This window comes from Treponema brennaborense DSM 12168, from assembly GCF_000212415.1.
Lineage (GTDB): Bacteria > Spirochaetota > Spirochaetia > Treponematales > Treponemataceae > Treponema_F > Treponema_F brennaborense.
Map to the genome: position 1 here is coordinate 1,837,790 of NC_015500.1, position 12,554 is coordinate 1,850,343.

Below are 12,554 nucleotides of genomic sequence, written 5' to 3' on the forward strand. Positions count from 1 at the left end.
TTTATTTTACTTGCTTTTCGTTATTTTCAGATTGCTGAACCGTGCGCTACCGGAAAATCCGGCGGATGTCTGTACGCTCAAAACGAGATTTCCCGATTTCTTTTCCGCAGACCACTTCTGAAGCATATCGTTGCTCTGCAATCCCGCAGCAGAACCCGAGGTAATCGATTCTACAAGACCGGCTTCGGTAATTCTGATACGGTATTCGTTTACCGGATTTTTTCCCGTGCCGGCAGTATAGGAGGTCAGATGTCTGTCAACGTTTTTTCCGCCGGCAGATACCGTTACGCAAACGTACGACGCACCGTTTTTCTTCGCAACGTGTTCCTGCGTCCACGAAAAAGTATATTCGCCAGGCGACAACCGTACCGTTTGCTTTACCGCACATTTTTTTGCCGTTTTCGAATCGTCGCCTATTACCGATACTATTCCCGCTGCAACCGACAAACTCGGCGACGGCGAACCGGCGGCAATCCATGTATCCCAATGAACGGGCGCGTCGCTCGTCCACGCGGCGGCATGAGTTTTTGTTCCGCTACATTTAGATTCCGCAGCCGGCACCACGTCTTTGAAATCCGCGTTCTGCAGCAAATTCAGTTCCTGCAAATCTTCGCCTGTTCCCGGCTGGACGGGATCCGGGTTTTGAGGTTTAACGGGTACCGGCACGTTATCGGGCACATCGATATCGGGATGAACCGATACCGGATCTTTACACGAAGGTGACAGCAACAGATACGCTATGCAAAAAATGGAAACTGCACGCTTTTTCATAATTCCTTTCTGACTCCTGAAATAATGGAATGTGAAGAAAATATCTTCCGTTTTTCAGACTAGAACCGCTTTTTATATCCTGCAAGCGGTATTTTTTACGAAAACACCGGATTTTTTTTGCTTTTTATGATTTATACCTTACAAAGAAAGCTGCCATGAAAAATGCTGTCCGTCGCATTCGGTTCCGAATTCCAGATACACAATAATAAAATGAACGTCCCGGCGCGGTTCAATGCGGACGGTAATCGGAACGGCAGCGGAAAACGTATACGATCTGCCGTCAACGCGGACCGACTGCCACACACCGGTACGGTTCCAGCCGGAACGCACCGTATGCAGAAACGATCGCATATCGGAAAAAACGGGCCGGGAATCCAGCTGTAAAGAACACGGATCGCGCAGGATTTTATTTTCTACGGTTGCGTAAACCTCGCCTTCGGCGCTGATAATTTTTTCTTCCAAATTTATCGTATCTTCACTCAAATACCAGCGCTTTTCCGTATGGAGCGTTCCGTTCCAGTTTATAAAATCCATTATGACACGCAGCGCCCGTCCGCCGCATACACGGACACCGGTTGTCGGCAGTCCGGCTGCCGCAGTACTTTGCAGACTGCGGCAGGCAAAAACGGCTTCCATAGATTGTCTGATTTCTGTCGTTCCGGGCATGTAATAAAAATCAACCGCATTCCAAAAACCGACATAATTATCCTGCCGCTCATAGAGATACAGCATACCGTCGCCGGTAAACCAGCCGGATACGTTTTCTCCGTTGCAGCTTTCATAATTTCCGATATTCCGTGAATGAGCGGCAATACCGGCGGCAAAGCGGCGGCAGCGAAAAAAGTAGCGCTCCATTTCGTTAAAACAGTAAGCTTCAGTTTCGTATTCGTCCACGGAAAGCGTATCGATTCGGGAAGTCATAAATCGGCTTTTTTCCCTGAAAAAAAACGGATCCCGTTCGGAGTTCTGCCATACCCAGACACAATCACCCGCCGATTCCCGATATACGATTCGTTCCAGCAGCGTTTTATATTTTGCAGGAGCGGAATATGAAAGCAACAGCAAAGAATTGACGATCCGCTGTCCGCGATCGTGATCCGTTTCATCACGGGAAACGGCCCTGCCGCTCACCATATCGGGAATCGCGCCGTGATACAGAAGCGGTTCAACGGATTTGAGAATACACTCGTACAGGCCGGTACACAATTCCGGTCGTATGGCGAATTCCGTATCGTTAATCAGATAAAAAATTTCCGCAATTCCGCCGATAAGCACTTGTCCGTACGTACCGGTATACGGTATGTCGCCGTGCTGTAAAAAAGATCCGTCAGCGTAAAATCCGTCCCGCTCTTCCATCGATACCGGCAGCTTTCCTTCCGCAGCAGTTTTTATCTGCCAAACTTCAGGCAACAACGCTATCGCCTGTTCGACGGCTTCCCGATTTCCCGATAAAGCTCCGCGCAAAACGCACAACTTAACTAAATCGACGCGATTTCCGCCGGTTGAACAACGCAGCGGCACGCCGCACGGATGAATGGCACGGGGGTTGTTGCCTGAAAACTGCGCATCCGGCTGAAAATACTCCGTTACGGCAATATATTTCCGCAAATCGGCATCAGGTATTTCGTCATACATCAGAATAAGAATATCCGTGATAACCGACGGATACCCGATTTCCCAAAACCACCAATTCGTTTTTTCGCCGGCACCGATGTGATAGCACGTTTCGTATAAAGCGTTCAGCCCCGACACCACGGCTTGTCCGAGCTGCCGGCTGCAGTACCACATACTCGCCGGCGAACGGTAACATTTAGCCAATACGAGAAGTTCGCAGTACTGCCGGTACACGAGTTCGACAGAACCGGAATGCGGTTTGAAAGACAGAAAATCGGGAACGAGAAGATCCCGCTTGACAATGCAGGCAGAAGAATCGACGGCAGATTCGGCCAAAAAAAAGCGGCGGCGCCGTACAATAGTTGACAAAACGGTACAATTCATTATGAATATCCTGAAAATATCCGATACGGACAAATGCCGCATCGGATACAGTCAATTAGTTTGCGTTAAAACGGTCATACGCGGCTTGCTGCAACTGCAGTACCCGCGGCAGCCCTTGAGAAGTTATACGCTTTACATACGAATCCCAATCCTGATTGATATCAGCGGCACCGAGAATCCATTTTTGAACGTATTCCGCAGTCGTCTGATTGATGGGCGCCATCAGTTTTTTGATTTCATTCTGATCTTCAGTACTGAATTTTAAAATCGGAATGTCGTCGAAGCAGTTTCCCGGCTGCATGTAAATTTGCCATCCTTTTTTTGCTATATCCGAAGCAGTCGCAATCTCATATTCGGCATCCTGCCAGACGCCGACACCGGCAATTTGGGAACCGGCTTTGTATAAAACCTGAATCGGAGTTAGTTTTTCCGGATTATCCAGCACCAATTCGGTAAATACAGGTCTGCCGTCTTTTATGACATAGTGTTTTCCTTCAATTCCCCAATTCCACGCGCGGCGGCCGTCTTCACTGAACCACCAATCCATAAATTTTATAGCCGCAACGGGATCCGAAGCGGAAGCCGATATGGACCAGCCTGAACCGTTCGTCGTTCCGCGGGCAACGCTGCGGGAAACGATCGCTCCGGTTTCGTTTTTCAGCGGAGGAATAGGAAGGAATTCAAACCCCGGAATATCGGTAACGGTTCGATTGTAAGCAGCAGTCGAAACGAACCAATCGAAAGTAGCCGTTCCCAAATTGGTAGGCAACACACGGTCGCGGGCTGCTCCTCCGCGGGTAAACAGTTCATAATCAACCAGGCCTTTTTTATACCAGTCGGCAAGAGTTGCTATTGCCGTTTTGAACGTCGGTTCAAGCGGATTGTAATTCACTTTTCCGTTTTCTACGTAAAAAGAGCCCATATGACGGGCGCCGAGCATACCGGCCGAATACCGGACAGCGTCGGCGACGCCGCCGGGAGAACGGGCAAACAAACCGATTTCATCTTTTTTACCGTTTCCGTTCGCATCACCGTTTACGATAGCCGTCAAAACCGCTTCGAGTTCCGCGACGGTCGTCGGCGTTTTAAGATTGAATTTTTTCAGCCAATCGGTTCTGATGAACAATCCGTACGCGACATTCAGTTTATCGTAATCATAGAACGTCGGTATCGCGTAAATTTTCCCGTCGAGCGCGTACATATCCTTCGCAAAACGCGGATGCGCTTGCATAAAAGCGCTGATATTGGGCGCATAATCGTTTATCAGCTGCGTCAAATCGATAACGCCGCCGTCGCTTCCCAGTTTTTCCAAATCAGCTACCGTAAAACTGATGATATCGGGCAATTTTCCGGACGCGACCATCAGATTGAAAGCCTGCGTTGCATTCGTATTGTTTTTTGAAGCGACACCTTTCAGTTTTACGTTATTCTGAAGCGCCGCATACCGGTAAATTTCCCAGTCTTCATCAAACACGAATCCGTTCTGCACCATGTGCACGGACAACTCCTTTGCGGAGTTCCCAGTTGCCATCGGTTCTTTTCCGCCGGCAGCGAACGCGCATACGGCGAGTATCGCGCCCAAAAACACGCTACTTACGATTTTCTTCATAAAATACCTCCAAAATATTTCATTCTCAGCTCAGCCTTTTACGGAACCGAGCATGACGCCTTTTTTGAAAAAACGCTGAATATACGGATACGAAAGCAGTACGGGTACTATCGACAGAATTATAACTGCGTAAATTACGGTCTCCGGAGATGAAGTACTGCCTCCCGTAATCAGGGAGCCCGCATCGGCATTCATGTTCTGTTCCACGATGAGTTTTTTAAGCAGTACCTGCAGCGGCGCTTTTTTATCATCGGTGAGGAGTATCATCGACCAAAAATAGCCGTTCCACCTTGACACGGCATAAAACACGGATACGGTTGAAAGCGCCGCGCCCGAAAGCGGCAAATGGATTTTCAGCATGATTTGCAGCTGATTCGCCCCGTCGATGCGGGCCGACTCTTCAAGAGAGGCCGGAACGCTTTCAAAAAAAGATTTGAGAATAATCAGATTAAACGTACTGATTGCAAATCCGAGCGTTACCGACGTATACGTATTGATCAATCCCAAAGATCTGAAATTCAAATATCGCGGAATCATACCCGGATCGAACCACATGATGAGAATGACCATTAACGTAAAAAACGTCCGCCCTTTCAGATTCTTTTTGGACAGCATGTACGCTCCGGAAACGGTAAAGAACATATTTACCGCCGTCCCGACGAGCGTGATTCCAACCGTATTGACATAAGAACGCCAAAACAGCGGAATTCGGAAAGCTTCTTTATATGCATCAAACGTCAGACTTTTCGGCAGCAGCACGACATCCCCCATCAGTATGTGAATCGGCCGGCTTAACGATGCCGAAAACACATACAAAAGCGGATACAAAAACAGAAAACTGAGAATGCATAAAAAGATACCGTTTACGCGGCTATACAATGATTCTTCGGTCACGGTGTTTTTTAACATACATATACCTCCATAAAAATTACACTGCAGTACGGCGGCAGCCGTTACCACAAACTCGTTTCGGACATTTTTTTGCTTATTTTATTTGAGCCGTATACCAAGAAAAATCCGATAATTGCGTTGAACAACCCGACGGCGGTAGAAAGTCCGAAATTCTGCTGTTCCATACCCAATCGATATACGTACGTGCTGATAACGTCCGAGGTTGCGTACGTTGCAGGCTGATACAGCAACAATACGATTTCAAAACTGACATTCAGCATACTTCCGATACGCAATATCAGCGTAATAATGATAGTCGGCATAATGGAAGGCAGCGTAATGTGCAGCAGCTGATGAAACTTATTCGCTCCGTCTATTTTGGCAGCTTCGTACAAAGACTCGTCAATTCCGCTGAGCGCCGCCAAATACAACAGCGCGTTAAATCCGGTGTTTTTCCATATTCCCAAACCGGTAAAAATCGCCGGAAAATATTCGGGAATTGAAAGGAAATACCGCCGTTCCCCTCCGACGGCTTCAAGCAGCCGATTTACGATACCGGTCGTCGGGGAAAGCATGTTTATAAAAATACCGCAGGCAACGACGATCGCCACAAAATAAGGCAAAAAGGCTGCCGTCTGAACAAACGACCGGAACAATTTTCCGCGGACTTCATTCAGCAAAAGTGCAAAGAGAATTGCAAACGGAAAGGCAATCAGTAATCCCCATACGTTCAATATCAGCGTATTTTTCAGCGTTACGTAAAAATATGGGCTGGAAAGGAAATCCGCAAAATTCCGCAGTCCGATCCACGCACTTCCGGCAATACCTTTAAACAGATTGTAGTCCTGAAACGCAATTAATAAACCGGTCATCGGTTTATATTCAAAAACGACATACCAAAGAATAAAAGGCAGCCCTATCAGATAAAGCATCCGCTGATCGCTATCAAAAATCCGGCGACGATTCCGTTTCATACCATAGTCCTTGTAAATCAGATTTTATGTTTCTGAAACCAGTCTATCAGCGTTTTGATAATTGACAAGAAGTATTTTTTTTGAAAAACCCGTGATTCTTTTACTTTCCGGACGTTTCGATCTAAATCAGAGGGAATTCAGCCGTTTCCGGTATCGGAACGGAGTGGTTGCAGTATGTTTTTTAAAAGTCCTGATAAAATGATTTACGTCCATAAAGCCTACCCGTTCGCAGATACCGGTAATCGGCAAATCCGTACAGCAAAGAAGGTTTTTTGCTTCACTTACACGGACGGAAATGATATATTCCTTTAATCCCGATCCGGTCACTTCCTTGAACAGTCTAGTCATATGATATTTGCTTAATGAACAGACACGGGAAAGCACATCGAGACACAGATCTCCGGCAAGATTTTCGGCTATATAATTATATAAAAGCAGCACGCACCGTTTACGATCTGAATCGCACGATGTAAACAAATCTTTATTTTCCCTGTATAAAAGCAGCAAAATACCGTTCAGAAGCACCGCCGCCTGCGTATCCCACAAATCGTCCTGTTTTTCGAATTCGCGCAGCAATTCGCTGAAAAACAACGTAACCGCCGATTTCCTATGACTGCCGAACGTATATGCGGGAATTATATGCATATTTTTATTGATAAAAATCGAATGTAACCGAGGATTTTTTACGGCATCGGCAAGCAATGATTCCGATATCAGGCAAACGTACCTGGTACACTCGGGTGAAACGTGATAAACGCAATGATCTTCCGCCATATTGAGAAAAAAAATGGTACCTTCGCACGCCGTAAAATGTTTTCCGGCAATTTCAAACGTAATATGCCCTGACAATATGTAAAAAAATTCATATTGAAAGTGAGAATGATGCTCAAAAACACGGGATCCGCCGCCTTTTTTCAATGAAATGGAAAAATGATCCCGATTTGAAAAAAGAGTCGTTTCGTCAATACACATACGCTGCTTGCACCTCGATTTCCGAATCGCAAAAAAAACATATTTTCGCGCAAAAATCAACATAGATACGGAAGAATTTATATCTTATCATGAAAACGAGCAGAACGGAAGCGCGTTTTTAAATAAGCGTTAATCAGTTCCGTTACTGACAAGGAATCATTATGCCGCATCACCCGTTTAACTACACTTCGTTATCCGATTTAAAACATGATATTGCGGTTCGGAAACTCGCAATCGATTTGGATACTGATTTTTCTGTTTTTTCCCGCCGCGTACCGATCGGTCATACTGCCGCGCCGAATGCAATAGCGTCGCTTCCTATGGAAGGATGTGATTCTAATCCGGACGGATCTCCGAGCGAATCGGTATTCAGGCGATACCGGCGGATTGCACGCGGCGGCGCCGGTCTCATCTGGGCTGAAGCCAACGCCGTCGTTCCCGAAGGAAAGGCAAACGAACTGCAGCTGATGATTACCGATAAAAACTGGCAGTCGTTTCAAAAACTAATAGGCGAAATACACGCATCGGCCGCGCAGGCGTTTTCCGGCGAAAATCTCGCCAAAACGCATCGTCCGGTCGTCATTCTGCAACTGACCCATTCGGGTCGGTATGCGCGGCCGCACGGCCACACGCCGGCGCCGCTGGTACCGCAGCGGGATCCGCTTCTTGATCCGGTAAGCGGCGTCATATCGGACGCGGCAATTGTCAGCGATGAATATCTTGACAAACTTACCGATCGATATGTGAAATCGGCTTTGCTGGCAAAAAAAGCGGGATTCGACGGCGTAGATATAAAAGCGTGCCATCGATACTTGGTAAGCGAACTGCTGGCAGCCCATACCAGAGCCGGACCGTACGGCGGCGACTTTTCCAACAGAAGCAGATTCCTGCTGCAGACGATTAAAGCCGTCAAAGCGGCGGCGGGAAACGATTTTATAATCGCCTCCAGATTTAATGTTTTTGACGCACATCCGTATCCGTACGGATTCGGCATTCAAAAAGACGACTGCATGCAATTCGACAGTACCGAACCGCTGCGGTTAGTGCAGGAAATGATACGTGCGGGAGTGCAACTGATAAGCAATTCGGAGGGAAATCCCTATTATCGGTACCCGCAAATTACCCGGCCGTTCGACACTTCAAGCCAGGGAATTCCCGTACCGGAAGAACATCAACTGAAAAGTATCGAACGGCTGTTCGACTTTACCCGCCAGATACAGAACGCAGCGCGTTCCGTACCCGTCGTGGGAAACGGATATTCGTGGCTCAGACAGTTTCTGCCTTATGCGGGTGCGGCGAACCTGAAATCGGGCAGCTGCTCGTTCATGGGATTAGGACGCGAAATGTTCGCATACCCGCAAGCTCCGCGCGATATTATCGAACGCGGCGCGCTGGATGCGGCACAATGCTGTATTACCTGCAGCTGCTGTACGCAAATCATGCGGGATCACGGCAAAACCGGCTGTGTAATAAAGGACAAAGAAATTTACGGTCCCATGTACAAAAAATACAGAATTGAAGCGGAAAACCGCCGCAAGCAAAAGGATTGACAGTATGCAAAAACGGACGGCTATCGTTACCGGCGCCAGCCGCGGTATCGGCTATGAAATCGCCAAACAGCTCGGACAGGACGGTTATAACATCGTTGCAGTCGCAACCGGATCATATGAGCACCACAAAGATCGGCTGGACTGGTTTTCCCGGAACGGCATTCCCCTGCACTATGTTCAAGCACATATCGAAAACCGGAACGACAGGGAACGCATCGTTTCGGAAACGGTTTCCGTTTTCGGCGCCGTTCACGCACTGATAAACAACGCCGGTGTAGCGCCGCTTGAAAGAACTGATTTGCTTGAAATGGGCGAAGAAAGTTACGACCGAGTGCAAAATATCAACACCAAAGCAGTAATGTTTTTGACGCAAGCAGTCGCAAAACAAATGATAGCACAACCGTTCGAGCAGGCAGCATATCGGGAAAAAACCCAGACGGCAAAAAAAGGGGTAATCGTAAACATATCGTCCTGTTCTGCCGAAGTTTCATCCGTAACGAGGGGGGAATACTGCGTTTCAAAAGCGGGCATGAGCATGCTGACAAAATTATATGCGGATCGATTGGCAAAAGAACGAATTCTCGTACACGAAGTTCGCCCCGGCGTAATCGCGACGGATATGACCGCCGCAGTGCAGGAAAAATATGATACACTGATAGCACGGAATACGTTTCCCATTCCCCGCTGGGGAATGCCTGAAGAAGTTGCCGCCGTGGTAAGCGCGTTCTGCAGCGATAAATTCACCTACACAACGGGCGACTATGTGAACGTCGACGGCGGATTCCATATCCTGCGGCTGTAACCGATAAAAAAGGCAGTACAGAAATATGAAAACATACGATTATGATACGATCGTCGTCGGTTCCGGATGCGCCGGCTTTAACGCGGCGGATTGGCTTTACGATCTCGGGCGGAAAAACATCCTCTTGATTACCGAAAACCGCACGGCGGGAACTTCGCGCAATACCGGCAGCGACAAGCAGACGTATTATAAATTGTCGCTCGGTTCGGAACCGCCGGATTCCGTTGCCGATATGGCAAAAACGCTTTTCGGCGGACAGGGTGTAGACGGACCGATTGCCTATACCGAAGCGGCCTGTTCGGTTAAATCGTTTATGAAACTGGCAAATTTAGGGGTCGATTTTCCGGTAAACGAATACGGCGAATACGTCGGTTACAAAACGGATCATGATCCGGCAAAACGGGCAACGTCAGCCGGACCGCTCACTTCGAAATACATGACAGAAGTTCTGGAAAAAAATGTGCGCAACAAACGTATTCCTATCGAGGATCATACATTCGTCACCGGAATCGTCACGGAACGGAATACGCTGCGGGGGCTGCTTGCCCTGCGCCGTGCCGATACGGGAATTGAACCGGTCTATTTTAAAACAGCGCACGTCGTTTGGTGTACCGGCGGGCCTGCCGCCGTTTACCGCAACCGCGTATATCCTGCCGGACACAGCGGGATGAGCGGAATCGTATTCGCTGCCGGAGCGGCGGCAGTAAATTTGCAGGAATGGCAGTACGGACTCGGTTCCACTCAGTTTCGATGGAACGTATCAGGCAGCTACCAGCAAGTACTTCCCCGATACGTTTCAATCGGTGAAAACGGCGACGAATCGGAATTTCTTTTCAGTGAAGGAAGAAAACTCGGCATTTCTCCTGCCGAAATGCTTAACTACGTCTTTCTCAAAGGATACCAATGGCCGTTTGACAGCGCAAAAGCGTCGGCTTCTTCAGTAATAGATCAACTTGTCTATCGGGAAACGACGGAAAAAAAACGGCGCGTATTTCTGGATTTTACCGCGAATCCGTCCGTTCTGCACGCAGATACCGACGGCGAACGGGCATTCGGGCTGCTTGACCGCGAAGCTTATACGTACATGAAAAAGTCGGATATTCTGTTCGGTACGCCCGTGCAACGTCTGGCAAAAATGAATCCGCAGGCAATAGCCCTGTACCGAAGTCATCACATCGATTTATACACCGATAAATTGGAAATAGCCGTCTGCGCACAGCATCACAACGGCGGTATTCTGGTTGACGAAAACTGGCAGACGACAATCAGCGGACTGTATGCTGCGGGCGAATGCGCAGGAACGTTCGGCGCATACCGCCCCGGCGGAGCTGCACTGAACGCTACGCAAGTCGGTTCAATGCGCGCGGCACAGCATATCGCGTGGAATTTTGCGGAAAAACCGAAAACACCGTCTCCGCGAACGGAGGAGCTGTCCGATTGCGAACGGCAGCAAATAGATACATTCATGCGGTTTGCAGCAGCGGCCCGTATCAAAGCCGCATCGGCCGAAACGGGCGGCGACGGAATCAAAACGCTGCGCGCCCGGCAGGCACATTTTCAGCAGCGCATGACGGACTGTGCCGCCCATATCAGATATCGGGACAAAATTACCGAACTTGAAAACGCAGTCGCTGCCGAATTGGACGGCTTTTTCGAGCGATACGTGCCGGATTGCCGGCCGGAAGAACTCAAAGCGGTGTACCGATTTTACGATATGCTGCATTGTCAAGCGGCAATTCTGTCGGCAATGAAAAAGGCAATCGACGACTTCGGGTCGCGCGGCGGTTCAATTTCTTTTGCAGCAAAAACGGATGCACAGCCGCTTCCCGAACGGAACGGAACTCACGGGAAACGCATTATCAGTAAACGCACGCAAAACACATCGTACGAAAGTATAACGGAAGAAGTCCGGCCGCTGCCGGCACCGGAAAACTGGTTTGAAACGGTCTGGAACGAACACCTTACGAAAAGACAGCACCTATAAGGAGAACTGACATGAACATATTATTCTTGACAAAAAAGGAAGATGAATATCAGCTGCACAACTGCTTTACACCTGAACAACTTACCGCCGGCCGGATTGCCGATTATGAATCCGTTCGGGAATCCCCGCAGTCATACACTAAAACGACGCATATTTTTTCAACCTGGGGAATGCCGGTTTTGAGTGAAACGGATATTCAGCAGTATTTTCCGCAGCTGAAATACGTATTTTATGCCGCCGGCTCGGTGCAGTATTTTGCGCGTCCGTTTCTGGCACGGGGAGTCCGCATATTCAGCGCCTGGATGGCGAATGCCGTTCCGGTCGCAGAATTCACGGCTGCACAAATAATTCTTGCCAACAAGGGTTTTTTCCAATCCCACGACCGTTACGCAAAACAGGGGTTCAAAGCGTCTGTCGATTATACCCAATCTTTCGGCGGCAACTATGGAACTAAAGTCGGTTTTCTCGGCGGCGGTATGATCAGCCGGGAAACGATGAAGCTGCTGAAATCATACGATCTGGATCTGTACGTGTCGGCCCGTTTTTTGACCGACGAAGACGCTGCCCTTCTGCGCGTACAGAAAACGACGACGGAATGGATTTTTGCAAACTGTCAGACCGTATCGAATCATTTGGCAAATACGGAAAAAACGCGGGAAGTTTTGAATTATGAACTGTTCCGAACCATGCTGCCGAACGCAACGTTTATCAATACCGGCCGCGGTGCTCAAGTATGCGCGGAAGATCTCGTTCGCGCAATGCAAGAACAGCCGGCAAGAACGGCACTGCTCGACGTCACGGACCCGGACGAACCGCTGCCGCATCAGCATCCGTATCGGAGTTGTCCCAATATTTTCATCTCACCGCACCGGGCCGGATCTTTCGGCAGAGAAGTTTTGCGGCTCGGAAAATATATGTTCGACGAATTTCAGCGGATAACCGACGGAAAAGAACCGCGGTATGAAGTTACGCTTTCTATGCTGGAAACGATGGCATAATAATC

The 12,554-nt window shown here is 48.6% G+C and carries 10 protein-coding genes; 4 read left to right on the forward strand and 6 right to left on the reverse strand.

Going from position 1 to position 12,554, the window contains the following annotated elements:
* Positions 1–6 precede the first annotated feature (6 nt).
* The 6 genes from TREBR_RS08000 to TREBR_RS13675 form a co-directional block, all read right to left on the reverse strand.
* Positions 7–771, reverse strand: coding sequence for a hypothetical protein (locus TREBR_RS08000; RefSeq protein WP_013758683.1), 765 nt, complete (start codon positions 769–771; stop codon positions 7–9).
* 138 nt (positions 772–909) lie between these two features.
* Positions 910–2,769, reverse strand: coding sequence for a polysaccharide lyase family 8 super-sandwich domain-containing protein (locus TREBR_RS08005; protein WP_013758684.1), 1,860 nt, complete (start codon positions 2,767–2,769; stop codon positions 910–912).
* 55 nt (positions 2,770–2,824) lie between these two features.
* The gene (locus TREBR_RS08010) at positions 2,825–4,378 is read right to left on the reverse strand and encodes an extracellular solute-binding protein (protein WP_013758685.1); all 1,554 of its coding nucleotides are present in this window, start codon (positions 4,376–4,378) and stop codon (positions 2,825–2,827) included.
* 30 nt (positions 4,379–4,408) lie between these two features.
* Entirely contained in the window at positions 4,409–5,287 is an 879-nt protein-coding gene (locus TREBR_RS08015; protein ID WP_013758686.1) for a carbohydrate ABC transporter permease, read from the reverse strand.
* Between the two features lie 44 nt (positions 5,288–5,331).
* On the reverse strand, positions 5,332–6,243 hold the full coding sequence (locus TREBR_RS08020; RefSeq protein WP_013758687.1) for an ABC transporter permease: 912 nt from the start codon (positions 6,241–6,243) through the stop codon (positions 5,332–5,334).
* 126 nt (positions 6,244–6,369) lie between these two features.
* Positions 6,370–7,278, reverse strand: a complete 909-nt coding sequence (locus TREBR_RS13675) for a helix-turn-helix domain-containing protein (protein ID WP_083816468.1) — start codon at positions 7,276–7,278, stop codon at positions 6,370–6,372.
* A gap of 98 nt (positions 7,279–7,376) precedes the next feature.
* Here TREBR_RS13675 and TREBR_RS08030 point away from each other — a divergent pair, with 98 nt between their 5' ends.
* The 4 genes from TREBR_RS08030 to TREBR_RS08045 are packed head-to-tail and all read left to right on the forward strand — an operon-like array spanning position 7,377 to position 12,549.
* Positions 7,377–8,765, forward strand: a complete 1,389-nt coding sequence (locus TREBR_RS08030; protein WP_013758689.1) for an oxidoreductase — start codon at positions 7,377–7,379, stop codon at positions 8,763–8,765.
* 4 nt (positions 8,766–8,769) lie between these two features.
* Entirely contained in the window at positions 8,770–9,567 is a 798-nt protein-coding gene (locus TREBR_RS08035) for a 3-ketoacyl-ACP reductase (RefSeq protein ID WP_013758690.1), read from the forward strand.
* A gap of 25 nt (positions 9,568–9,592) precedes the next feature.
* The gene (locus TREBR_RS08040) at positions 9,593–11,551 is read left to right on the forward strand and encodes an FAD-dependent oxidoreductase (RefSeq protein WP_013758691.1); all 1,959 of its coding nucleotides are present in this window, start codon (positions 9,593–9,595) and stop codon (positions 11,549–11,551) included.
* Positions 11,552–11,562: 11 nt separating this feature from the next.
* Positions 11,563–12,549: an NAD(P)-dependent oxidoreductase gene (locus TREBR_RS08045; protein ID WP_013758692.1), complete on the forward strand. Its 987-nt coding sequence runs from the start codon at positions 11,563–11,565 to the stop codon at positions 12,547–12,549.
* Positions 12,550–12,554: the final 5 nt, after the last annotated feature.

Coding starts and splice junctions, on each gene's coding strand:
- TREBR_RS08000 (WP_013758683.1), bottom strand. CDS start 771: ATGAAAAAGCGTGCAGTTTCCATTTTTTGCATAGCGTATCTGTTGCTG.
- TREBR_RS08005 (WP_013758684.1), bottom strand. CDS start 2,769: ATGAATTGTACCGTTTTGTCAACTATTGTACGGCGCCGCCGCTTTTTT.
- TREBR_RS08010 (WP_013758685.1), bottom strand. CDS start 4,378: ATGAAGAAAATCGTAAGTAGCGTGTTTTTGGGCGCGATACTCGCCGTA.
- TREBR_RS08015 (WP_013758686.1), bottom strand. CDS start 5,287: ATGTTAAAAAACACCGTGACCGAAGAATCATTGTATAGCCGCGTAAAC.
- TREBR_RS08020 (WP_013758687.1), bottom strand. CDS start 6,243: ATGAAACGGAATCGTCGCCGGATTTTTGATAGCGATCAGCGGATGCTT.
- TREBR_RS13675 (WP_083816468.1), bottom strand. CDS start 7,278: ATGTTGATTTTTGCGCGAAAATATGTTTTTTTTGCGATTCGGAAATCG.
- TREBR_RS08030 (WP_013758689.1), top strand. CDS start 7,377: ATGCCGCATCACCCGTTTAACTACACTTCGTTATCCGATTTAAAACAT.
- TREBR_RS08035 (WP_013758690.1), top strand. CDS start 8,770: ATGCAAAAACGGACGGCTATCGTTACCGGCGCCAGCCGCGGTATCGGC.
- TREBR_RS08040 (WP_013758691.1), top strand. CDS start 9,593: ATGAAAACATACGATTATGATACGATCGTCGTCGGTTCCGGATGCGCC.
- TREBR_RS08045 (WP_013758692.1), top strand. CDS start 11,563: ATGAACATATTATTCTTGACAAAAAAGGAAGATGAATATCAGCTGCAC.